Genomic DNA, 22,100 nt, shown 5'->3' with positions numbered 1-22,100 from the left:
AGGATATGGTATTTTTAGAAGTAGGCGACCTTTCAGGCTTATTCGTAATTATAGGTTTAATTATGTTTGGTCCACCTGTGTTACTAGCTGTTATTGGAGCAGCTATTAGAAAAAAAAGTAAAACAGCCTCAAAAATATTTTACATACTAGCAGTTTTATATCTGATAATCGGATTAGGTATATGTGGTGGTATACTTAGTTAAATAAGTTAAAAATGATGTTTAATTTTCGCTATTTATTTTGTTTGTAGTAGCCTGCAAATAAAGTATCTTTGCAAATTACAAGTAGTTAGAATTACGACGAATGAATCCATGATAGATATTGAGTAAACAAAAGTTTATGTTGCATATCTAGAAATGGCTTGAGAAACTTTATATTGATGAAGAACATTAGAAATTTTTGCATTATTGCACATATTGACCATGGTAAAAGTACCCTTGCAGATAGATTGTTAGACTATACGGGGTCAGTTACTGAGCGTGAAAAACAAAATCAGTTACTTGATAACATGGATTTAGAACGTGAGCGTGGAATTACCATTAAGTCACACGCCATTCAAATGGATTATGTTTATGAAGGTGAAGATTATATACTAAACCTAATTGACACTCCAGGTCACGTAGACTTTTCTTATGAGGTTTCTCGTTCTATTGCAGCATGTGAAGGAGCATTATTAATTGTAGATGCGGCACAAAGTATCCAAGCACAAACTATTTCTAACCTGTATTTAGCGTTAGAAAATGACTTGGAAATTATTCCAGTATTAAATAAAGTAGATCTACCTTCAGCTAATCCTGAAGAAGTAACAGATGATATTGTAGATTTACTAGGATGTGAACCTGAAGATGTAATTCACGCAAGTGGAAAAACAGGTTTTGGAGTAGATAATATTTTAAAAGCGATTATTGAAAAAATTCCTGCGCCTAGTGGAAATCCTGACGCGCCTTTAAAAGCATTGATTTTTGATTCAGTATACAATTCATACAGAGGAATTGAAACTTACTTTAGAGTAATTGATGGTTCTATAAAAAAGAATCAACAAATAAAGTTTATGGCTACTGGTAGACAGTATGGAGCAGATGAGGTAGGAACTTTGAAATTAAGTCAAGTTGTAAAAAACGAAATAAAAACAGGTGATGTTGGGTATTTAATAACAGGAATTAAAGCAGCAAAAGAAGTAAAAGTAGGTGATACTATTACAGATTTTGCAAATCCAACTACAGATAGAATTGAAGGGTTTGAGGATGTGAAACCAATGGTATTCGCTGGAATTTATCCAGTAGATACTGAAGATTATGAAGAGCTTCGTGCTTCGATGGAAAAACTCCAGTTAAATGATGCTTCATTGGTATTTCAACCAGAAAGTTCAGCAGCACTTGGTTTTGGTTTCCGATGTGGGTTCTTAGGAATGTTACACATGGAAATTATTCAAGAGCGTTTAGAGCGTGAGTTCAATATGACGGTAATTACTACGGTTCCTAACGTAAGCTACCATGCATTCACGAAGAAAAATCCAGAGGAAGTTATTGTCGTAAATAACCCATCAGATTTACCAGATCCATCAAAATTAGATAGAGTAGAAGAACCATTTATAAAAGCTTCAATTATTACCAAGGCTGATTTTGTAGGACAAGTAATGTCACTTTGTATTGAAAAAAGAGGACAGATTGTAAATCAAACCTATTTAACTCCAGAGCGAGTTGAATTAATTTTTGATATGCCATTGGCGGAAATCGTTTTTGATTTTTATGATAGATTAAAAACGGTGTCTAAAGGTTATGCATCGTTTGACTACCATCCAATAGGAATGCAAAAATCGAAATTAGTTCGTGTAGATATGTTACTTAACGGACAAATTGTTGATGCACTTTCAGCTTTATTACATGATAGTAATGCGTATTCAATAGGAAAACGTATCTGTGAGAAGTTAAAAGAACTGATTCCAAGACAACAATTTGATATTCCTATTCAAGCAGCAATTGGAGCAAAAATTATTGCTCGTGAAACGGTAAAAGCTTTACGTAAGGATGTTACGGCTAAATGTTACGGAGGAGATATTTCTCGTAAACGTAAATTATTAGAAAAGCAGAAAAAAGGTAAGAAACGTATGCGTCAAGTAGGAAACGTAGAAATTCCACAGCAAGCGTTTATGGCAGTATTGAAGCTGAATGACTAGTCTTTAGAGTAAAGATCGTAGAAAAGAGAATAATAAAAACCCATTTTGATTTTATCGAAATGGGTTTTTAATTGTTGTTACATTTTCAAGCTGTTTATAATACACTGAAAATTAATCTCTATTTCCTAAAACTTGTAAAGCCCAATATAATAACATAGCTAAAGAACCTAGAGCAGCTACTAAATATGTTCTTGCCGCCCATTTTAAAGCGTCTTTAGATCCAGCTAATTCTTCACGAGTAACCATGTTTTTATTCTCTAACCAAGCTAAGGCTCTATTACTTGCATCATATTCAACAGGTAAGGTTATAAAGCTGAAAATAGTACCTAAAGCCATAAAAGCTAAACCAGCTAGTGCTATATAAAAACCAATACCCGTACTACCAGAAGCAGCACCAAAAGCGATACCACCAATTACCATCCATTGAGAAAAGCGTGAGGTAATGCTTACCATTGGTACCAGTTTAGAACGCATTTGTAAGTATTGATAAGCTCTAGCATGTTGCACTGCATGCCCAACCTCGTGTGCAGCAACAGCAGCTGCGGCAGCATTTCGTTGGTTGTATACAGCTTCACTTAAGTTTACAGTTTTGTTTTGTGGATTATAATGATCTGTTAACCTACCTGGTGTAGAAATTACTTGTACATCAGAAATTCCATGGTCAACTAGCATTTTTTGAGCAATTTCGGCACCACTCATTCCGTTTCGTAAATGAACTTGAGAGTATTTTTTAAACTTGCTTTTTAACGTATTACTCACTAACCAACTGAAAAGAGATATAATACCAATTAGAATATAAAATCCTATCATAATCTATATAGTTTTAAAATTTTGTGTCATTTTTGTTGGTTAAATTTACAACATAAATTATTCCAAATTATTAACGGTATAAAAAAATGTCAAAATGGCAAATCAACCTAAAATTTTAATAGTTTACACAGGTGGAACTATTGGTATGGTAAAGGACTATAATACTGGTGCATTAAAAGCGTTTGATTTTAGTCAAATATCAAGTAAAATCCCAGAATTACAGCAGCTTAATTGTGAAATCAATACGATATCGTTTGAAGAACCTATTGATTCTTCTAATATGAGTGTAGCTTATTATATACAAATAGCAGAAATAATTTCTGATAATTATGACAAGTTTGATGGATTTGTAGTGCTAACAGGCTCAGACACCATGTCGTATACGTCGTCAGCAATAAGCTTTATGTTTGAAAATTTACAAAAACCTGTGATTTTTACGGGATCACAATTACCTATTGGAGATTTACGAACAGATGCTAAAGAAAATTTAATTACATCTATACAAGTTGCATCAGCCTATGAAAATGGAAAGCCTGTTATTCAGGAAGTAGGGTTGTATTTTGAGTATAAACTATACAGAGCTAATAGAACTACAAAAATAAATGCTGAACAATTTGAAGCGTTTGCTTCTATGAATTATCCACCTCTAGCAGAAAGCGGAGTGCATTTAAACTTTAATTATCCATTATTACTTAAACCTAAAGAAAATCAAAGTGATTTAGTAGTAAGAAAGAACCTTGATAATCACGTAGCTATTTTAAAGTTATTTCCCGGTATTACAGAGTCTGTAGTGAGAAGTTTTATGAATATTCCAGATTTAAAAGGTATTATTTTAGAAACTTACGGATCAGGAAATGCACCAACCGAAAAATGGTTTGTTGATTTATTAGAGGAATCGGTAAGCAAAGGAATTTACATTGTCAATGTAACTCAATGTAAAGGAGGAAGTGTAATTTTAGGACATTATGAAACAAGTTCAGAATTAAAACGTATTGGTATTGTTGATGGTAAGGATATTACAACAGAAACAGCCATTGCTAAAATGATGTATTTGTTAGGAGAAAAGCTTTCAAAAGAAGAATTTACGAATTATTTTCAAACACCACTAAGAGGAGAAATGGCGTAGTTTGTAAATAAATCGTTAATTTTGTGTTTGTAACTGCTTGAAATACTATAGAAAAGAGTTAAAAAAGGTGTGGTTAATAGAAATCCTATAGATTTTTTTTAATGTACCAACATTTTTTTGTTACTTGCCACTCTGTAAAATTAAAAGCGTAATAAGTACAAGTAAAGAATCACTTATTTATAAAAAATTAAGTTTTTCATGGTAAAATTTGTATTTTTAACCCGTTAACTATTTAAAATTAATTATAACAAAATGAAAAAAGTAGTAAATATCCTAACTATTACAGGATTTATGTTTTTAGGAGCTATTCAATCAACTTATGCTCAAGAAGCTGAGAAAACTTTTCACCAAGAGTTAAAGCAACGTTTTATTGAAGGAGACCCTAAGTTTATGGGAATTGTATTGGTAGCCTTAATTTTAGGTTTAGCTATTGCAATTGAAAGAATTATTTATTTAAACATGGCTACAACTAATACTAAAAAATTAGTAGCTAGCGTTGACGAAGCATTAAGTTCAGGTGGTGTAGAAGCTGCTAAAGAAGTTTGTAGAAATACAAAAGGTCCTGTTGCCTCTATTTTTTACCAAGGTTTAGAAAGAGCTGATGAAGGATTAGATGCTGCTGAAAAAGCTGTAGTAGGATATGGTGGAGTACAAATGGGATTATTAGAGAAAAACGTTTCTTGGTTATCTTTATTTATCGCATTAGCACCAATGTTAGGATTCATGGGAACTGTAATTGGTATGATTGATGCATTCGATAGAATTGCTGTAGCAAACGATATCTCTCCAGCAGTAGTAGCAGGTGGTATTAAAATTGCATTATTAACAACAGTATTTGGTCTTATCGTAGCGATTATTTTACAAATTTTCTATAACTACATTATTTCGAAGATTGATAGTATCGTTAACAACATGGAAGACGCATCTATCTCTTTAATCGATTTATTAGCTAAGTATAAAAAATAATCAATCAATATGAATAGTAAAATATTAACATTACTAGTAGCTGCAATTTCACTAATCGGTGCTGCATTGTTCTTAAATGTAGCAAGAATAGATAAAGAAGATGTAGAAGCAGTATCAAGTGCTGTTTCTCCTTTAGTAACTTATTCTTACTGGTTGTTGATTGGAGTGGTAGTAACAGCAGTTGCAGCCTCAATGTGGGGGATGTTTAAAAACCCTGCAGCATTAAAAAAGGTATTATTAGGTGTTTTAGCATTAGCAGTTCTTTTTGCTGTATCTTATTTCTTATCTTCAGATGCACAAGTAATTGGAGCAGATGGAGGAGAATTAGCAGCTCAAGGAAGTACATCTAAATGGGTAGGAACAGGAATTACATACAGTATTATCCTAGGAGGAATTGCTGGTGCATTCTTTGTTTGGGATTTATTAAAAGGAATCGTTAAATCGTAAGTTAATATGGCAAGAAGAGAAAACCCAGAAATTAATGCAGGTTCGATGGCAGATATTGCCTTCTTGCTACTTATCTTTTTCCTTGTAACAACTACAATGGATGTTGATTCAGGTATCCCTAAAAAGTTAGCTGAAAAAACTGATGTAAAGCCACCAATTATTAAAGAAAAAAATATTTTTCAAGTTAGCATCAACCGAAATAATCAACTTTTAGTTGAAGATCAGGCGATGGAGTTGAAAGACTTAAAAGATGCTGCTATTAAATTTATTGATAACGGTGGTGGTATTGGTAACCCAATGCCAGGAATGGAAGTAGGAACTACTTGTAATTACTGTAAAGGTGATAAAGATCCTGAATCATCAGATCATCCAACTAAAGCAGTAATCTCTGTTGAGAGTGATAGAGGTACTGAGTATGGTACGTATGTAGCTGTACAAAATGAGTTGTTAAGAGCTTACACTGAATTACGTAACAGATTATGCCAAGAAAAATATGGTATGAGCTTTACTGAGTTAGAACAAGCTTTTAAAGACAGTGCAAGAAAAGATGAGTCATTAAGAAAGAAAGTTGAAGATATCAAGGCGAGTTACCCTCAAATTATTTCTGATACAGACCCAACAAATGTTCAATAATAGTAAAACAATAGAGTATGTCTAAATTTAAAAAGAAGAAAAAAGGATTGCCAGCAGTATCTACGGCATCTTTACCAGATATTGTTTTTATGTTATTATTCTTCTTCATGGTAACTACTACCATGAGAGAAACAGATTTACAAATTGATTCACCTCGTTTACCAAGTGCAAGTGAAGTAAAAAAGCTTGAACGTAAAAGTTTAGTGAGTACAATTTATGTTGGTAAAGCTAAAGACCCAAAGTATGGTACAGGATATAACAGAATACAATTAAACGACAAAATAGCTACTCCAGATGAAGTACCTTCGTTTATATATCTTGAAAGAGATAATGTTTCTGAAGCAGAAGTACCTTTTATGACAACTTCTATAAAAGCAGATAGAGAATCGAGTGTAGGTACTTTAGCCGATATTCGTGAAAAGTTAAGAGATGTTAACGCTCTTAAATTAAGTTTATCTACGCATAAAGGAGATGTTATTAAGAAGTAATTACTTTTAAATAAAATAAAAAGAGCAATCTAATGATTGCTCTTTTTTTATACAAAAAAGGTATATTTATCGTTAGATAATTATCTATGAAGTACATTTTAAGTTTTTTTGTTTTTTTTCTGTCTTTAAATATTTTTAGTCAGAAAGATTCTTTACAGTTGGGTGACAAATATTGGGAAGATCAACTGTATATTGATATTACATACAACTTATTACAAGATCAACCCGAAGAACTTGGCAGAACGGGGTTTTCATACGGGTTGGCGTTAGGTTATATGAAAGACATTCCTTTAAATAGAAAAGGTAAAACAGCTATTGCCATTGGATTAGGGTATAACTATGACTCATTCAGTCATGAATTAAAAGTATTAGATGGAAATGTAAAAGAGTATGAAACTGACCCTGATATTACATCTAATAAAATAAAGCTACACAATTTAGAGGTTCCTATCCAATTTAGATGGCGATCTTCAGATGCAAATACATACTCATTTTGGCGTTTTTATGCAGGTTTTAAAGTCTCTTATAATATAAGTAATAGCTTTAGATATGATTCTCCAACAGGTCAGGTTAGTTTTTCAAATGCTGAGAAATATAACAAATGGCAAACGGGTTTAACTTTATCCGCAGGTTACGGTACATTTAATTTTCATGTATATTACGGTTTATCACCAATGTTTAAAGATGTTAGCTTGAATGGAAAGCCAATAAATAGTAAAATAGTTAAACTTGGTTTAAGTTTTTATCTTCTATAACACATAATAAGCCATAAAAGGAGCTATTAAGCCAATAAAAAAACCAAGATACACTTCTCTAACAGTATGAGCTTTTAAATGCAGCCTTGAGCTTGCTAGAAGACCAGACAAGAAAATAAACGATATAATTATATGGAGTATATAAACAGCTTGTATTTGTTGAAACAATAAGAAATATCCAACTGCAACACCCATGGATAATAAATGAAGGCTTCCTTTAATTTTAAAAGGAAATAGCAAGTAAATAAAGCCTAAACCAAATACAGTTCCGTAAAACAGGTAGCTAATGTCTTTTACAATACCCATGCTAGCAAACATTTTTCCTAAAATCAAAAATAAAGTCATCATAAAAAAAATAGGGAACTTTCGTTCGTTGATGCTGTGTACTCGAAAAGACTTTATATAGCCAATAGACTTTAAGAAAACAAGTAGAAGCATTGGTATAAAATATGTAGCAACAAAAACTATTGCTAATATTGTGTATTGCTGCTGTTTGTTTAAATTTATTGGTGAAAGTAGGAAATACAGAATAATCCCAATAGTAGGCATTACAATAGGGTGAAGAATAGTTGATATGAATTTATGCCAACGCATTAAATCTCTTTACGTAATCTTGCGACAGGAATGTCTAATTGTTCACGGTATTTTGCAACAGTCCTTCTTGCAATAGGATACCCCTTTTCTTTTAAAATTTTAGATAATTTTTCGTCAGTAAGAGGTTTTCGTTTGTCTTCCTCTTTAATTACAGTTTCTAATATTTTCTTAATTTCTCTAGTTGATACATCTTCTCCCTGGTCATTTTTCATCGATTCAGAAAAGAATTCCTTAATCAATTTTGTACCATAAGGTGTAGAAACATATTTGCTACTAGCAACACGAGAAACTGTTGATACATCCATGCTAATTTCATCGGCAATATCTTTTAAGATCATAGGCTTAAGCTTACGCTCATCTCCTGTTAAAAAATATTCTTCTTGACGATGCATAATCGCATTCATGGTTACTAAAAGTGTCTGTTGACGTTGTTTTATAGCATCAATAAACCATTTTGCAGCATCTAACTTTTGCTTTATAAAGAGTACAGCGTCTTTTTGAGATTTAGTTTTCTCTTTAGAGTCTTGATACCCTTTTAGCATGTTATTATATTCTCTAGAAACATGTAATTCTGGAGCATTACGAGCATTTAAAGTTAAATCTAAGTTGCCATCAATAATTTTTATTGAAAAATCAGGAACTATTTGCTCTGCAATTTTATTATTTCCAGCGTATGAACTTCCTGGTTTTGGGTTTAGTTTGCTTATTTCGCTAATAACATCTTTTAATTGTTCTTCAGAAATACTGAATTTTTCTAAAAGTTTCTTGTAGTGTTTTTTAACAAAATGATCAAAAGCTTCTTCTAAAACTCTTATAGCTAATGCTCTACTTTCATTCTCAGATTTAGCTTTTAATTGAATAATTAAACATTCTTTCAAGTTTAAAGCACCAACACCAGTAGGGTCTAACTTTTGAACAACATTTACCAAAACATCTTGTACTTTTTCTTCAGTAGTAAAAACATTTTGAGTAAAGGCTAGGTCATCAACTAAATCAATAATATCTCTACGAATATATCCGCTATCATCGATACTACCCACTAAAAACTCAGCAATAGCACGTTCTTCTTCATCGATTCTAAAAGTGTTTAATTGATTTTTTAATGATTGATGAAAGCTAGTACCTGCTGCATAAGGAATTTGTTTATCATCATCGTCTGAAGAATAGTTGTTGGTTTGTGTTTTATAACTAGGGTATTCATCATCGCTTAAATACTCATCAATGTTTATATCTTCAGCATCTATTTTTTCATTACCCGAATCGTCATAATCAACATCATTGGCCAAACTATCCTCAAAATTTTCGGGCTCGTCTTTACCAGTATCTAATGCGGGGTTTTCTTCAATTTCTTGTTTCAAACGTTCTTCAAAAGCTTGTGTAGGCAACTGAATTAACTTCATCAACTGTATTTGTTGTGGAGATAATTTTTGAAGTAATTTTTGATGTAAACTTTGTTTTAGCATATATACAAAGATATGAAATAGGACAAAAAAAATCGTCATTCGTAAAGGAATGACGATTGATATTTATAAGTTTTATGATTTTTTTAAAACTCAGCGTTTTGTGGTGTTCTTGGAAAAGGAATAACATCACGAATATTGCTCATTCCTGTTGCAAATAAAACTAAACGTTCAAAACCTAAACCAAAACCAGAATGTACTGCGGTACCAAACTTACGAGTATCTAAATACCACCATAACTCTTCTTCAGGAATATTTAGTTCAGCCATTTTTTCTTTTAAAACATCTAAACGTTCTTCTCTTTCTGAACCTCCTACCATTTCACCTATTCCAGGGAATAAAACATCCATTGCACGAACTGTTTTACCATCTTCATTCAAACGCATGTAAAACGCTTTTATATTTGCTGGATAATCAAATAAAATTACAGGACACTTAAAGTGCTTTTCTACTAAATAGCGTTCGTGTTCAGATTGTAAATCAACCCCCCATTCGTTAACAGGGAATTGAAATTTTTTCTTTTTGTTAGGCTTAGAGTTTCTTAAAATGTCAATAGCCTCTGTATAGCTTACACGCTTAAAGTTGTTGTCTACAACAAATCGTAATTTTTCAATTAAGCCCATTTCACTACGTTGTGCTTGAGGCTTTGTTTTTTCCTCTTGTGCTAAACGATTATCTAAGAAAGCTAAATCATCTTTACAGTTATCTAGCACATATTGTAATACGTACTTAATAAAGTCTTCAGATAAATCCATATTAGCATCTAAATCATTAAACGCTACTTCTGGCTCAATCATCCAGAATTCTGCTAAGTGACGTGTTGTATTTGAATTCTCAGCTCTAAAAGTAGGCCCGAAAGTATATATTTTACCTAATGCCATCGCATAGGTTTCACCTTCTAATTGACCAGAAACCGTTAAGTTAGTTTCTTTTCCAAAGAAATCTTTAGAGTAGTCTATTTCACCTTCTTCATTTACAGGAGCTTTGTTTGCTTCAAATTGAGTTACTTTAAACATTTCACCAGCACCTTCAGCATCAGAACCAGTAATAATAGGAGTATTTACATAGTAAAATCCGTTTTGTTGGAAGTACTGATGTACTGCAAATGATAATGCAGAACGTAAGCGCATTACAGCACTAAAAGTGTTAGTTCTTACACGTAAATGTGCATTTTCACGTAAAAACTCTAAACTATGTTTTTTAGGCTGAATTGGATATTCATCAGGATTTGAATCTCCTAAAATTTCTAAATTTTTTACTTGAACTTCTACTGTTTGACCTTTACCTTGGCTTTCTACCAAAGTACCTTGGATACTAACTGCAGCGCCAGTATTTATTCTTTTTAATAAAGTTTCGTCGGTATTTTCAAAATCTACAACACACTGAATATTATTTATAGTAGAACCATCATTTAGAGCAATAAAACGATTGCTTCTAAAAGTTCTTACCCATCCTTTTACGTGTACTTCTTGTAAAAATTTGTCAGATTGTAATAAATCTTTAACGCTACTTCTTTTCATGTCTTTATATCTTCAATAAAATCAAGCAAAGATACTTTTTTGCTGTTAATTAGCAATAAAGAGACACAAGAATAAAGAGTTAACTTTTACTCACTAAATTTAATAGAAAAGCAAGCATTTGTAAACTAAGTATAATTCTCCTAATACTAGTCTTATTTATCTTCTTTTGGAGGTAATATTTTGAATTTAGTTTCCTTTAAAACTTTTTTGTTTGCTATCTTTTTCTCGAAAGAAAGTAGGAGAGAAGGTAACAATAGTAAGTTTGAAACCATGGCTAACAATAATGTAATAGAAACTAAACCTCCCAATGCAATAGTACCACCAAAGCTAGAAACTGTAAAGACTAAAAAGCCAAAGAAAAGGACTATTGAAGTATAGAACATACTAACTCCTGTTTCTCTTAAAGCTGAGTATACAGCGGGTTTTATTTTCCAGTTATTTGCTAGCAATTCTTGTCTATATTTTGCTAAGAAGTGAATAGTGTCGTCTACCGAAATACCAAAGGCTATACTAAACACCAAAATAGTTGAAGGTTTTATAGGGATATCAAAGAATCCCATTAACCCACCTGTAATTAGTAGTGGAAGCATATTAGGTATTAGTGAGATTAATATCATTTGTGGCGAACGGAACATCCATGCCATAAATATTGAGATTAATATAATCGCTAACGATAGAGATATAACCAAGTTTTTAATTAAATAGTTAGTTCCTTTTAAAAATACTAATGCTTTACCTGTTAATGAAACGTCAAATTTTTCACCTGGAAATTGCTTGTTAATTACAGCCTGTAATCGATCCTGGATAATGTCCATTTTATCGGTACCAATATCCTTCATAAACGTAGTTATGCGAGCGTAACGTCCTGTGCTATCTACAAAGTTCTTCAGCATACCAGAGTTACTATCAGAGTTTTTAGTATATGAGAAAATATAACTCTTCTCTTGACTTGTTGGTAGTTGATAATACTTAGGATTTCCGTTATAGTAGGCTTGCTTAGAGTATTTTACAAGATTTGTAACAGATATAGGTTTTGATAATTCAGGAAAAGTTTCAATAGTTTCATTAAGCTTTTCCATCTTTTTTAATGTAGAAAGCTTCATTACACCTTTTTCTCTCTTAGTGTCAATTAAAATTTCTAAAGGCATAATTCCTCCAAATTCATATTCAAAGAACTTAATATCCTTATAAAACTGCTTTCCTTTAGGCATATCTTCAATCAAGCTTCCTGATACACGAATCATGTATAGGCCAATCATACTAAAAATGATTATTGAAACTGTAGTAATGTAAATAGCAATTCGTTGTTTTTTTACCATACGTTCCATCCAAGAAACAACATTACCCATCCATTTTTTCTCTAGATGGTTTAAATGCTTTTTTTCCGGTAGTGGCATAAAACTGTATATAATCGGAATGATTAATAATGCTAGAATAAAAATACTAATGATATTTACAGATGCTAAAACACCAAACTCACGCATTAGCCTGCTTTTAACAAATATAAAAGTTGCAAAACCTGAAGCAGTAGTAATGTTGGTCATTAATGTAGCATTTCCAACTTTAGAAATTACACGTTGTAATGATTTTGCTTGATTTCCGTGTTTTTTTACTTCTTGTTGATACTTGTTTATTAAGAAAACTGCATTCGGTACACCAATTACGATAATTAAAGGTGGAATTAACGCTGATAACACAGTAATTTCATAACGGAATAATCCCATGAAACCAAAAGCCCAAGTTACTCCAATACTTACTACGAGTAGCGTAATAAATGTAGCTCTAAACGAACGAAAAAAGAAGAAAAAGATAATAGCTGTTATTAATAATGCACCAATAACAAAAATTCCCATTTCATCAGTAATGTTCTGAGAATTTAGAGTTCTTATGTAAGGCATACCAGAAACACGAACATCTATTTTATTGTCTTTTTCAAAAGATTTTATAGTTGGTATTAAAACATCAAAAACAAAATCTTTACGAATAGGAGTGTTTACAATATCCTTATTTAAATAAATGGCTGTTTGTAAAGTACCTTTATCATTGTATAATAAGTTGTTATAAAAAGGAAGTTTCTCAAAAAGTTGCTTCTTTATGTTTTTAATTTCTTCATCAGTAGATGGAGCTTCTTCAAACAGTGGCTCAACGACAAATTTTCTTTCTTTTCTATCGGCCTTTAATTGCTGAACATCAGCAACAGAAACAGTAAAATCTACTTGTGGTAAGCTGTCTAAATCTTTAACAAGTTTATTCCATGCATTAAATTTAGCAGGTGTAAATATTGTAGAATCTTTTACGCCTAAAATGATGAGATTACCTTCTTCTCCAAAAATTTCTAAGAATTTGTTGTATTCAATGTTTACCTCATGATCGGTAGGAAGTAAGTTGGCTTCTGTATAGGAGAAGCGCATATATTTCATCTGAGTGACTAAAAGTCCTGTAATTATAGCAATAGTAATTAAAACTAAGTAACGATTTCGCAATAAGAACCCTGCGATTTTAGTCCAAAAAGTCATCCAAAAAAAATTTCAGCAAAGTTATGCTAAATGAATGAATTAAACGAAAAAAAGAGCGTCATATGACGCTCTTTTTTAACTATTTCTTAAAAGAAATTATACAGTCATAATTTCTTTTTCTTTAATGGCATACTTTTCGTCGATTATTTTCACATAATCATCAGTTAATTTCTGAACTTCAGCTTCAGAATTTTTCTTCATATCGTCAGATATATCAACTTTTTTAATTTCATTGTTAGCATCTTTACGAGCATTACGAATTCCAACTTTTGCATGTTCAGCTTCTGCTTTTGCTTGTTTAGCTAAGCCTTTACGACGCTCTTCAGTTAACGGAGGCACATTAATTATAATGTTTTCTCCATTATTCATAGGGTTGAAACCGATATTTGCAAGCATAATAGCTTTTTCGATCTCTTGTAACATATTTTTTTCCCATGGTTGAACAGATATAGTTCTAGCATCAGGAGTATTTACGTTTGCTACTTGCGATAATGGTGTTTGAGAACCGTAGTAATCAACCATAATTGTGCTTAGCATAGCAGGAGTTGCTCTACCGGCTCTAATTCCTACTAACTCTTTTTCTAAGTGGCTAATAGCTTTGTCCATTGCCTCTTTAGTCGAATCTAAAATAAAATCAATCTCTTCGTTCATTTTGTTCGTATTTAAAAACCTCAAATAGGTTGAGGGTAACTTTTCGGTTTATTCGTTATCAACTATTGTTCCAATGTTTTCTCCAGAAACAAGCTTTAAAAGATTTCCTTGCTTGTTCATATCAAAAACAATAATTGGTAATTTGTTTTCTTCACTTAATGTAAAAGCTGTCATGTCCATTACTTTCAGACCTTTTTCAATAACGTCTTTAAAGGTAATGTTTTCGTACTTAACAGCATCTTTATCTTTTTCTGGGTCTGCCGTATAAATACCATCAACACGTGTACCTTTTAAAATAGCATCAGCGTTAATTTCAATAGCTCTTAAAACAGCTGCTGTATCGGTTGTAAAATACGGATTTCCTGTTCCTCCACCAAAAATTACTACACGTCCTTTTTCTAAGTGACGATTAGCTCGACGTTTTATATAAGGTTCTGCAATTTCTTTAATTTCAATAGCAGTTTGTAACCGTGTGTGAATTCCTTGATCTTCTAAGGCACTTTGTAAGGCTAATCCATTAATACAAGTAGCTAACATTCCCATATGGTCACCCTGTACACGGTCCATACCTTGACTAGCACCAGCAACTCCTCTAAAAATATTTCCACCACCAATAACAATGGCTACTTCTACTCCTTTATCTATAACTTGTTTTATCTCTTGGGCATACTCTTTAAGTCTGTTTGGGTCAATACCATATTGACGTTCACCCATCAGTGCCTCACCACTTAATTTTAAAAGAATTCTTTTGTATTGCATTTGTTTTGTTGAAAGTTGTGCAAAGCTACATATTTTTTTTATTCTAATTTTAAGACATAAAAAAAAACCATCCAAAATTGGATGGTTTAATATAAAATTGTTGTTGAGAATTATCCTAAAGTAACTCTTACGAAGTTTTTAACTTCAACGTCACCGTAAGTAGAAACATATTCTGCAACAGTTTTCTTTTCGTCTTTAATAAACTTTTGATCTAATAAACATTGTTCTTGATCTAAAGTTGTATTGTCAGAGATAAATCTTTCCATTTTACCTGGTAAGATTTTGTCCCAGATTTGTTCTGGTTTACCTTCAGCTTTTAATTGCTCTTTAGCTTCTTCTTCAGCTTTCGCTAAAGCTTCATCAGTTAATTGTAAACGAGAAACAAATTGAGGAACGTTCTTTAAAGTTTTACCTAAACGTACTAATTCTTCGTTGTCCTTTTTAATCGCAGCAATTCTAGCTTCAGTTTCAGAAGCTACATAAGCAGGATCAAAATCTTTGTAAGATAAAGAAGTTGCTCCCATTGAAGCAGCTTGCATAGCTAAGTCTTTAGTTAACTCAGCAGCGTTATCTACAACAGCAGTTAAACCTACCATTGCAGCAATTTTTCCAACGTGAGTGTAAGCTCCTACGTATGGTGCTTCAATTCTTTCGAAAGCAGTGATATCGATTTTTTCACCGATAACTCCTGTTTGCTCGATTAATTTTTCAGCAACAGTTACACCACCAAAATCAGCAGCTAAAAACTCCTCTTTTGTTTTGTGGTTAAAAGCGATGTCAACAAATTCTTGCGCTAAAGCTTTGAATGAATCGTTTTTAGCTACGAAATCTGTTTCACATGCTAATACGATAGCAACACCATATGTGTTGTCATCGCTAATTTTAGTGATTGCTACACCTTCAGTAGACTCACGATCCGCTCTTTTAGCAGCAATCTTTTGTCCTTTTTTACGTAAAATTTCAATAGCTTTATCAAAATCACCTTCAGCTTCTACTAATGCTTTTTTACAATCCATCATACCAGCTCCGGTAGTTTCTCTTAATTTCTTTACGTCTGCAGCGCTAATTTTTACTGACATTTCTATCGTTATTTTTTAGTTGTAAATATATTGTTGTACAAAGTTGTAAAAATTTAAAGGTTTCAATGTAATGAAACCTTTAAATTAAAAATTATTTTGCTTCTTCTTTTGCTGGAGCGTCAGCTGCTTTTTCAGCTTTAGCTTTTTCTTTGTCAGCTTTTCTTTCAGTTAAGCCTTCAGCAATTGCATCAGTTACATACGATAATACTTTATCGATAGATTTAGAAGCATCATCATTTGCAGGAATTACAAAATCGATTGGTCTTGGATCAGAGTTTGTATCAACCATTGCAAAGATTGGAATGTTTAATTTTTGTGCTTCAGCAACAGCAATGTGTTCTTTCTTTACATCAATTACAAATAAAGCTCCTGGTAAACGAGTCATATCAGAAATTGAACCTAAGTTCTTTTCTAATTTTTCACGTTGACGAGTAATTTGTAATTTTTCTCTTTTAGATAATGCATCAAAAGAACCATCAGTCTTCATTCTATCAATAGCAGTCATTTTCTTAACGGCTTTACGAATAGTAACGAAGTTTGTTAACATACCACCTGGCCAACGCTCAGTAATGTAAGGCATGTTTACAGCTTTAGCTTTTTCAGCAACGATATCTTTAGCTTGCTTTTTAGTAGCAACGAATAAGATTTTACGTCCTGAGTTAGCTATTTTTTGTAACGCAGCAGAAGCTTCGTCAATTTTAGCTGAAGTTTTGTACAAATCGATGATGTGAACACCATTACGCTCTGTATAAATGTATGGAGCCATGTTAGGGTTCCACTTTCTAGTTAAGTGTCCAAAGTGAACACCACTTTCTAATAATTCTTGAATGTTTGCCATTTTAATAAATGTGTTTACGTTCTGTTTTCGCAATATTTCAGTAGTTATTAAGTCTGAAATATTTAGATACTAAACTGTTAAAAATTGATTTATAAATAACAGTCTCGAAACATTTAAATACTGAAACAAGTTCAGTAAAATATTAACGTTTAGAGAACTGGAATTTCTTACGTGCTTTTTTCTGACCGAATTTCTTACGTTCAACCATTCTTGGATCACGAGTTAATAATCCTTCTGGTTTTAATACAGCTTTGTTTTCTTCGTTAATTGATACTAATGCTCTAGTAATTGCTAAACGAATAGCTTCAGCTTGACCAGTAACACCACCACCATATACGTTTACTTTAATGTCGTAAGCCTCTAAGTTTTCAGTTAACATTAAAGGTTGTTGAACTTTGTATTGTAAAGTTGGAGTAGTGAAATAGTTTTTAAACTCTCTTTTGTTGATAGTGATGTTTCCACTTCCTTGAGAAACATAAACACGAGCAACAGCTGTTTTTCTTCTACCTATTTTGTGTACAGTTTCCATAATTATTTAAGATCGTTAAGGTTAATAGTTTTAGGTTTTTGAGCTTCTTGACCATGCTCTGTACCTGCGTAAACATATAAATTTTTGAATAACGCGCTACCTAAACGGTTTTTAGGTAACATACCTTTTACTGCCTTTTCGATTAATCTTGTAGGATCTTTTTCGAACATTTCTGTAGCAGTTAATGATCTTTGTCCTCCTGGGTAACCTGTGTGACGGATGTAAGACTTATCTGTCCACTTTTTACCAGTTAGGTTGATTTTTTCAGCGTTGATAATAACAACGTTGTCTCCACAATCTACGTGAGGAGTATAATTTGGCTTGTACTTACCTCTAATAAGTTTTGCAACTTTAGAAGCTAGACGACCCAATGTTTGCCCGTCCGCATCAACTAAAACCCACTCTTTGTTTACGGTAGCTTTATTAGCTGATACTGTTTTGTAACTTAATGTGTTCATAATTACACGATTAGTTTTTGTTTATTAATAATTTAATTTTATCCTTTAAAAAGGTCTGCAAATGTACGATTAATTATTTGATTGACAAATAGCGTGTTAGTTTAATTTTTTTACTATTTATTTTAGCTAAGCAAGACGTATAAAAAAAGCGTGCACATGGCACGCTTTTTAATCTATATGTTTAAAAACTATTCTACTTTTTGATCTAATAAATCAAAGAATTGATTTAGTCTTGGTAAAATAATGATTTTTGTACGTCTGTTTTTAGCTTTGTTAGCAGGACTGTTGTTTTCTACTAAAGGAACATAGCTACTTCTACCAGCTGCGATTAACCTTTCAGGAGCTACATTATATTTTCCTTGTAACTCACGAACAATAGCGGTAGAACGTAAAACACTTAAGCCCCAGTTATCCTTCAATGCTGATCCAGCTGAAACAGGAGTGTTGTCTGTATGTCCTTCAACCATTACATCCATTTGAGGTTGTCCGTTAACTACAGTTGCAACTTTTTCTAATACCTTAGAAGCTTTGTCGTTAATAGTGTAACTTCCGCTTTTAAATAATAACTTGTCAGAGATTGAAATAAATACTACTGTTTTTTCAACGTTAACTTCGATGTCTTCATCATCAATACCGTCTTGTAATTCTCTTTTTAAGTGGAATGCAACTACTAAGTTTAAAGAATCTTTCTTAGAAGCAGCTTCTCTAATTTTGTTGATGTATTTATCTTTTTTACTTAATTGAGCTAGTGTTTCTTTAATGTTGTCATTAGCACCTTGAGTTAATACAGTTAAATTCTCAACTTGTTGTAAAGTATTTTCTTTATCTTTCTTTAATTCTGTTACTCTAGACTCTAAAGAAAATGCTTTGTCTTCACAATTTTCTTTTTCAACTAAACATTTTGTTAAGTTAGCTTTTACAGCTAATAACTCTTCTTTCGTTTGTTCATGTTTAGCTTTAATAGCTTCTAACTCTTTCGTTGAAGCACATGATGCTAGTAAAATTGAAGCAGTAAGGAATAAAAATATTTTTCTCATTTTATTCTGATTTTTTTTAGATGTATTTATTAATAGTTAAGCAAATTTATAAAAATGAAGACACAAAAAAGAGAATTAACAATCTTTTATGAAGTGTGAAAGCATTATTTTTGTGACTAAATTTTTAAAGATGATTAAAAGGATAACGCTTTTATTGGTTTTATTATTGTTAGTAATAGCTTGTAAAGAAGAAAAAAAACAAAATATAACGAAGCTTCAAGGAACTGTTTTTGGAACGACTTACCATATTACTTATGTGAGTAGTGAAGACTATCAAAAACCTATTGATAGTCTGTTTGTTTTGGTAAACAAATCATTGTCAACGTATATGCCCACTTCTGATATATCAAAAATTAATCAAGGAGATACTACAATAGTTGTTGATGATATGTTTGTTGAAGTGTTTGAAAAAGCTAAAAGAATTTATAATGAAACTGATGGGTATTTTGATCCAACTATAGGAAGATTGATTGATGCATATGGATTTGGGTCAGGTAAGGAAAAAAAGAATCTAACTACCGAGGAAATTTCAGCCTTAATGGAACATGTGGGGTTTGATAAAGTTTCTTTAAAGGATAGAAAAGTTCATAGAGAAAGCTCAGATATAGAGTTTAATGTAAACGCTTTTGCTAAAGGTTATGGAGTGGATGTAGTAGGTAGATTTTTAGAATCGAAAAATATTCATGATTATTTAGTAGAAATAGGAGGTGAGATTAGAGCTAGAGGGACAAAAGATGGAAAATTATGGAAAGTAGCCATTGAGAAACCAAATGTTGACGGAACACGCTCTATTCAAAAAGTAATTGAATTGGATAACGAGTCAATGGCAACTTCTGGAAATTATAGAAAATACAAGGTAAATGCTGAAGGAAAAAAAATAGTACATACCGTAAATGCAAAGACAGGATTGGCAGAGGAAAGTAACTTGTTAAGCGTATCAGTTCGTTTAAAAGGAGATTGCGCTGATGTAGATGCTTATGCTACTGCTTTTTTAGCAATGGGTCTAGAGAAAACAAAAGTATTTTTAGAAGAACACCCAGAGTTAAAGGTGGTGTTACTATATCATAATGAAGCAAATGAGTTAGCAGAGTATGCTAATTAATTTTTATAACATACAGGTAAAATTTCGCCTTTCATTAAAGCAAATCGTTCTAGTTTTTCTGGGGCGATTTTTTTTGTATAGTCTATTTCATCAACTGTAAAACCTATAGAACGTAGTTTGTTAAAATAATCACGACCGTATACGCGAACATGATCATACTGGCCAAATATTTCTGCACGCTCTTTGGGGTCTGTAATCGAATTGTCTTCAAAAGTAACTTCTCTAGATAAATCTTGAGGAATTTGAAAAATACCAAACCCACCAGTTTTCATTACACGATACAATTCTTGCATTGCTTTCGTGTCGTCAGGAATATGTTCTAATACATGATTACAAAATACTACATCAAAAGAATTGTTTTCAAAAGGAAGGTCACAAATATCTGCTTTTACATCTGCAATAGGTGATTCTAAGTCAGAAGTAGTGTACTCTAGGTTCGATTGTTTTCTAAAAAGGTCTAAAAAACATTGCTCTGGAGCAATATGTAATACTTTTAGTTTTTTCTCAGAAGAGAAAAAGTTGCTTTCTTGTTGCAAGAACAACCACATTAAACGATGTCTTTCAAGCGACAATGTAGAAGGGGAAAGTGCGTTCGGACGTTGTTTTCCATATCCATAAGGTAAAAGTTTACGAAACGATTTTCCATCGATAGGGTCCGTAAAATTATCTCCTTTTAACCACCAAGCTATAATTGGGCGAGCCCAATAGCTAGCTTTAATTAATATTGGTCTTGGAATTGTATTTAGTATTACTTTAAATAAAGACACAAATTATAAGACTAATGGTTGTTGTCTGAATTCGTCTTCCTCATTACTTTCAATACCTAACGCATCGTATATATACTTAAAGGTAGATAATAACTCAGGTTTACCATCAATAATAGCTACATCGTGCTCAAAGTGGGCAGAAGGTTTGTTGTCTAAAGTAGTGATGGTCCATCCGTCACTGTGTTGGCGAATTTTTTGTGTTCCTAAGTTTGTCATAGGCTCAATGGCAACTACCATACCTTCAATAAATTTTTTACCTCGTCCTCTGCGTCCATAGTTAGGCATTTCAGGATCTTCGTGCATTTTACGTCCTAATCCGTGACCTACTAATTCACGAACAATACCATAGCCATGCTTTTCAGTGAAGTTTTGAATAGCAAATCCTACATCTCCAACACGATTTCCTACTTTAAATTCACGAATACCTACATATAAACTCTCTTTAGTAACGTCAAGTAGCTTTTGAGTTTCAGGAGCAATTTCACCTACAGCAAACGTATAGGCATGATCTCCATAAAAATCATTTTTTATAGCACCACAATCAATAGAAATGATATCACCTTCTTGTAAAGGTGTGTTATTTGGAATTCCGTGAACTACTTGTGAGTTTGGACTCATGCAAAGAGTGTTAGGGAAATCATACAAGCCTAAAAAACCAGGAATGGCACCTTGCTCACGAATAAAGTCTTCGGCAAGTTTATCAAGATACAATGTAGTAACCCCGGGTTTTACTTCTTTGGCAAGCATACCTAAAGTTTTTGATACTACTAAAGCACTTTCGCGCATTAATTCAATTTCTTCTCTAGTTTTTGGTTTAATCATGGTAAAAATATTGAGGCGCAAATTTACAGTTATTTTTGATATGGATGTTTGTATTCTTGACCAGATAGTATTTTGAAGAAATCTTCTTCAACAGAGCTATCTTCAATAGCGTGTTCAACAAAACGACCAACTTCTTTTCCGTTTTTATAAAAAATGAAGGTTGGAACTCGAATTATATTGAAACCTTCTTCTAAACCATTGGCTTTTTTCTGACGGTTTACTGTAACTAATTCAAGGTTTTTATAATCGAATTCGGCTTCGTCTAATATTTTATAAAAGTTAGGGATTTCTCTTTTACTATCTCCACACCAAGTTCCCATAAATCCTTTTATTTTTATGTCTTTTAAGTATGGTTTTAGTTTTTCTACGGTACCCTTGTCTGTTTCGTAATAAGAATAAAAATCGTTGAACCAATCACTCCCATATGGTTCTTGCTGAAAGTCTTTTTTAGTAGCGATACCAACTAAATTTCCGTTTTCGTTTTTGATTGCTAGGTTCTTAGGTGTCGATGCACAAGAAACAATAAGTAAGGTTACAAAAAAGTATACGATTTTTTTCATAAAATTT

At 32.3% G+C, this 22,100-nt stretch carries 24 protein-coding genes; 9 read left to right on the top strand and 15 right to left on the bottom strand.

Translation table 11 applies throughout. From position 1 onward, the window contains the following. Positions 1-5: 5 nt before the first annotated feature. Together LCI24_RS13240 and lepA are read left to right on the top strand one after the other, a co-directional pair. A complete protein-coding gene (locus LCI24_RS13240; RefSeq protein WP_099215724.1) occupies positions 6-203 on the top strand; it encodes a hypothetical protein in 198 nt (65 codons plus the stop codon). A 176-nt stretch (positions 204-379) separates the two neighbouring features. Beyond that, a complete protein-coding gene (gene lepA, locus LCI24_RS13235) occupies positions 380-2,176 on the top strand; it encodes a translation elongation factor 4 (protein WP_274640807.1) in 1,797 nt (598 codons plus the stop codon). 111 nt (positions 2,177-2,287) lie between these two features. Here lepA and LCI24_RS13230 read toward each other — a convergent pair whose 3' ends face one another. Further along, positions 2,288-2,986 carry a zinc metallopeptidase gene (locus LCI24_RS13230; RefSeq protein ID WP_099215729.1) on the bottom strand — a complete coding sequence of 233 codons (699 nt, stop codon included), beginning with the start codon at positions 2,984-2,986 and terminating at the stop codon, positions 2,288-2,290. A 94-nt stretch (positions 2,987-3,080) separates the two neighbouring features. On the opposite strand from LCI24_RS13230, the gene LCI24_RS13225 reads away from it, so the two are divergent. The 6 genes from LCI24_RS13225 (at position 3,081) to LCI24_RS13200 (ending at position 7,401) form a co-directional block, all read left to right on the top strand. Continuing rightward, on the top strand, positions 3,081-4,112 hold the full coding sequence (locus LCI24_RS13225; protein ID WP_274640806.1) for an asparaginase: 1,032 nt from the start codon (positions 3,081-3,083) through the stop codon (positions 4,110-4,112). Positions 4,113-4,364: 252 nt separating this feature from the next. Continuing rightward, complete coding sequence (locus LCI24_RS13220) at positions 4,365-5,078, top strand: MotA/TolQ/ExbB proton channel family protein (protein ID WP_121146257.1); 714 nt, start codon at positions 4,365-4,367, stop codon at positions 5,076-5,078. A gap of 9 nt (positions 5,079-5,087) precedes the next feature. Beyond that, on the top strand, positions 5,088-5,525 hold the full coding sequence (locus LCI24_RS13215) for a hypothetical protein (RefSeq protein WP_099215732.1): 438 nt from the start codon (positions 5,088-5,090) through the stop codon (positions 5,523-5,525). A gap of 6 nt (positions 5,526-5,531) precedes the next feature. Then, positions 5,532-6,158, top strand: coding sequence for an ExbD/TolR family protein (locus tag LCI24_RS13210; protein WP_274640805.1), 627 nt, complete (start codon positions 5,532-5,534; stop codon positions 6,156-6,158). A 17-nt stretch (positions 6,159-6,175) separates the two neighbouring features. Continuing rightward, complete coding sequence (locus LCI24_RS13205) at positions 6,176-6,646, top strand: ExbD/TolR family protein (RefSeq protein WP_099215733.1); 471 nt, start codon at positions 6,176-6,178, stop codon at positions 6,644-6,646. A gap of 86 nt (positions 6,647-6,732) precedes the next feature. Further along, positions 6,733-7,401 carry a porin family protein gene (locus LCI24_RS13200; RefSeq protein WP_274640804.1) on the top strand — a complete coding sequence of 223 codons (669 nt, stop codon included), beginning with the start codon at positions 6,733-6,735 and terminating at the stop codon, positions 7,399-7,401. Here LCI24_RS13200 and LCI24_RS13195 read toward each other — a convergent pair. From LCI24_RS13195 to LCI24_RS13145, 11 genes are all read right to left on the bottom strand, one after another. Beyond that, positions 7,396-7,995: a hypothetical protein gene (locus tag LCI24_RS13195; protein ID WP_274640803.1), complete on the bottom strand. Its 600-nt coding sequence runs from the start codon at positions 7,993-7,995 to the stop codon at positions 7,396-7,398. The genes LCI24_RS13200 and LCI24_RS13195 overlap by 6 nt on opposite strands. Then, a complete protein-coding gene (rpoN, locus tag LCI24_RS13190) occupies positions 7,995-9,458 on the bottom strand; it encodes an RNA polymerase factor sigma-54 (RefSeq protein WP_274640802.1) in 1,464 nt (487 codons plus the stop codon). Before rpoN ends, LCI24_RS13195 begins: the two co-directional genes overlap by 1 nt. A gap of 83 nt (positions 9,459-9,541) precedes the next feature. Next, positions 9,542-10,975, bottom strand: coding sequence for an asparagine--tRNA ligase (gene asnS / locus LCI24_RS13185; RefSeq protein WP_274640801.1), 1,434 nt, complete (start codon positions 10,973-10,975; stop codon positions 9,542-9,544). Between the two features lie 152 nt (positions 10,976-11,127). After that, positions 11,128-13,491, bottom strand: a complete 2,364-nt coding sequence (locus LCI24_RS13180; protein ID WP_274640800.1) for an efflux RND transporter permease subunit — start codon at positions 13,489-13,491, stop codon at positions 11,128-11,130. Between the two features lie 96 nt (positions 13,492-13,587). After that, a complete protein-coding gene (frr, locus tag LCI24_RS13175) occupies positions 13,588-14,142 on the bottom strand; it encodes a ribosome recycling factor (protein WP_274640799.1) in 555 nt (184 codons plus the stop codon). Between the two features lie 48 nt (positions 14,143-14,190). Next, positions 14,191-14,901 (bottom strand): UMP kinase, encoded by a 711-nt coding sequence (pyrH, locus tag LCI24_RS13170; protein WP_125065931.1) that lies wholly within the window; start codon positions 14,899-14,901, stop codon positions 14,191-14,193. Between the two features lie 110 nt (positions 14,902-15,011). Continuing rightward, a complete protein-coding gene (gene tsf, locus LCI24_RS13165; RefSeq protein WP_274640798.1) occupies positions 15,012-15,980 on the bottom strand; it encodes a translation elongation factor Ts in 969 nt (322 codons plus the stop codon). 91 nt (positions 15,981-16,071) lie between these two features. Then, positions 16,072-16,818 carry a 30S ribosomal protein S2 gene (rpsB, locus tag LCI24_RS13160; RefSeq protein WP_274640797.1) on the bottom strand — a complete coding sequence of 249 codons (747 nt, stop codon included), beginning with the start codon at positions 16,816-16,818 and terminating at the stop codon, positions 16,072-16,074. 142 nt (positions 16,819-16,960) lie between these two features. Then, positions 16,961-17,347 (bottom strand): 30S ribosomal protein S9, encoded by a 387-nt coding sequence (gene rpsI, locus LCI24_RS13155; protein WP_028892298.1) that lies wholly within the window; start codon positions 17,345-17,347, stop codon positions 16,961-16,963. 2 nt (positions 17,348-17,349) lie between these two features. Further along, positions 17,350-17,805, bottom strand: a complete 456-nt coding sequence (gene rplM / locus LCI24_RS13150) for a 50S ribosomal protein L13 (protein WP_274640796.1) — start codon at positions 17,803-17,805, stop codon at positions 17,350-17,352. A gap of 188 nt (positions 17,806-17,993) precedes the next feature. Beyond that, on the bottom strand, positions 17,994-18,842 hold the full coding sequence (locus tag LCI24_RS13145; RefSeq protein ID WP_274640795.1) for an OmpA/MotB family protein: 849 nt from the start codon (positions 18,840-18,842) through the stop codon (positions 17,994-17,996). A 130-nt stretch (positions 18,843-18,972) separates the two neighbouring features. On the opposite strand from LCI24_RS13145, the gene LCI24_RS13140 reads away from it, so the two are divergent. After that, a complete protein-coding gene (locus tag LCI24_RS13140; protein WP_274640794.1) occupies positions 18,973-19,944 on the top strand; it encodes an FAD:protein FMN transferase in 972 nt (323 codons plus the stop codon). Here LCI24_RS13140 and LCI24_RS13135 read toward each other — a convergent pair. Genes LCI24_RS13135 through LCI24_RS13125 form a run of 3 tightly spaced genes read right to left on the bottom strand, consistent with a single transcriptional unit; the run spans position 19,941 to position 22,093 of the window. Continuing rightward, a complete protein-coding gene (locus tag LCI24_RS13135; RefSeq protein WP_274640793.1) occupies positions 19,941-20,711 on the bottom strand; it encodes a class I SAM-dependent methyltransferase in 771 nt (256 codons plus the stop codon). The genes LCI24_RS13140 and LCI24_RS13135 overlap by 4 nt on opposite strands. Before the next feature lie 3 nt (positions 20,712-20,714). Continuing rightward, the gene (gene map / locus LCI24_RS13130; protein ID WP_274640792.1) at positions 20,715-21,533 is read right to left on the bottom strand and encodes a type I methionyl aminopeptidase; all 819 of its coding nucleotides are present in this window, start codon (positions 21,531-21,533) and stop codon (positions 20,715-20,717) included. 29 nt (positions 21,534-21,562) lie between these two features. Then, positions 21,563-22,093: a thioredoxin family protein gene (locus LCI24_RS13125; protein ID WP_274640791.1), complete on the bottom strand. Its 531-nt coding sequence runs from the start codon at positions 22,091-22,093 to the stop codon at positions 21,563-21,565. Positions 22,094-22,100: the final 7 nt, after the last annotated feature.

Source organism: Tenacibaculum larymnensis, from assembly GCF_028829235.1.
GTDB lineage: Bacteria > Bacteroidota > Bacteroidia > Flavobacteriales > Flavobacteriaceae > Polaribacter > Polaribacter larymnensis.
This window is presented reverse-complemented; position numbering and strand designations above follow the sequence as displayed.

What these genes read in the sequence shown, in the direction of transcription:
- LCI24_RS13240 (WP_099215724.1), top strand. Translation starts at nt 6, where the DNA reads ATGGTATTTTTAGAAGTAGGCGACCTTTCAGGCTTATTCGTAATTATA.
- lepA (WP_274640807.1), top strand. Translation starts at nt 380, where the DNA reads ATGAAGAACATTAGAAATTTTTGCATTATTGCACATATTGACCATGGT.
- LCI24_RS13230 (WP_099215729.1), bottom strand. Translation starts at nt 2,986, where the DNA reads ATGATAGGATTTTATATTCTAATTGGTATTATATCTCTTTTCAGTTGG.
- LCI24_RS13225 (WP_274640806.1), top strand. Translation starts at nt 3,081, where the DNA reads ATGGCAAATCAACCTAAAATTTTAATAGTTTACACAGGTGGAACTATT.
- LCI24_RS13220 (WP_121146257.1), top strand. Translation starts at nt 4,365, where the DNA reads ATGAAAAAAGTAGTAAATATCCTAACTATTACAGGATTTATGTTTTTA.
- LCI24_RS13215 (WP_099215732.1), top strand. Translation starts at nt 5,088, where the DNA reads ATGAATAGTAAAATATTAACATTACTAGTAGCTGCAATTTCACTAATC.
- LCI24_RS13210 (WP_274640805.1), top strand. Translation starts at nt 5,532, where the DNA reads ATGGCAAGAAGAGAAAACCCAGAAATTAATGCAGGTTCGATGGCAGAT.
- LCI24_RS13205 (WP_099215733.1), top strand. Translation starts at nt 6,176, where the DNA reads ATGTCTAAATTTAAAAAGAAGAAAAAAGGATTGCCAGCAGTATCTACG.
- LCI24_RS13200 (WP_274640804.1), top strand. Translation starts at nt 6,733, where the DNA reads ATGAAGTACATTTTAAGTTTTTTTGTTTTTTTTCTGTCTTTAAATATT.
- LCI24_RS13195 (WP_274640803.1), bottom strand. Translation starts at nt 7,995, where the DNA reads ATGCGTTGGCATAAATTCATATCAACTATTCTTCACCCTATTGTAATG.
- rpoN (WP_274640802.1), bottom strand. Translation starts at nt 9,458, where the DNA reads ATGCTAAAACAAAGTTTACATCAAAAATTACTTCAAAAATTATCTCCA.
- asnS (WP_274640801.1), bottom strand. Translation starts at nt 10,975, where the DNA reads ATGAAAAGAAGTAGCGTTAAAGATTTATTACAATCTGACAAATTTTTA.
- LCI24_RS13180 (WP_274640800.1), bottom strand. Translation starts at nt 13,491, where the DNA reads ATGACTTTTTGGACTAAAATCGCAGGGTTCTTATTGCGAAATCGTTAC.
- frr (WP_274640799.1), bottom strand. Translation starts at nt 14,142, where the DNA reads ATGAACGAAGAGATTGATTTTATTTTAGATTCGACTAAAGAGGCAATG.
- pyrH (WP_125065931.1), bottom strand. Translation starts at nt 14,901, where the DNA reads ATGCAATACAAAAGAATTCTTTTAAAATTAAGTGGTGAGGCACTGATG.
- tsf (WP_274640798.1), bottom strand. Translation starts at nt 15,980, where the DNA reads ATGTCAGTAAAAATTAGCGCTGCAGACGTAAAGAAATTAAGAGAAACT.
- rpsB (WP_274640797.1), bottom strand. Translation starts at nt 16,818, where the DNA reads ATGGCAAACATTCAAGAATTATTAGAAAGTGGTGTTCACTTTGGACAC.
- rpsI (WP_028892298.1), bottom strand. Translation starts at nt 17,347, where the DNA reads ATGGAAACTGTACACAAAATAGGTAGAAGAAAAACAGCTGTTGCTCGT.
- rplM (WP_274640796.1), bottom strand. Translation starts at nt 17,805, where the DNA reads ATGAACACATTAAGTTACAAAACAGTATCAGCTAATAAAGCTACCGTA.
- LCI24_RS13145 (WP_274640795.1), bottom strand. Translation starts at nt 18,842, where the DNA reads ATGAGAAAAATATTTTTATTCCTTACTGCTTCAATTTTACTAGCATCA.
- LCI24_RS13140 (WP_274640794.1), top strand. Translation starts at nt 18,973, where the DNA reads ATGATTAAAAGGATAACGCTTTTATTGGTTTTATTATTGTTAGTAATA.
- map (WP_274640792.1), bottom strand. Translation starts at nt 21,533, where the DNA reads ATGATTAAACCAAAAACTAGAGAAGAAATTGAATTAATGCGCGAAAGT.
- LCI24_RS13125 (WP_274640791.1), bottom strand. Translation starts at nt 22,093, where the DNA reads ATGAAAAAAATCGTATACTTTTTTGTAACCTTACTTATTGTTTCTTGT.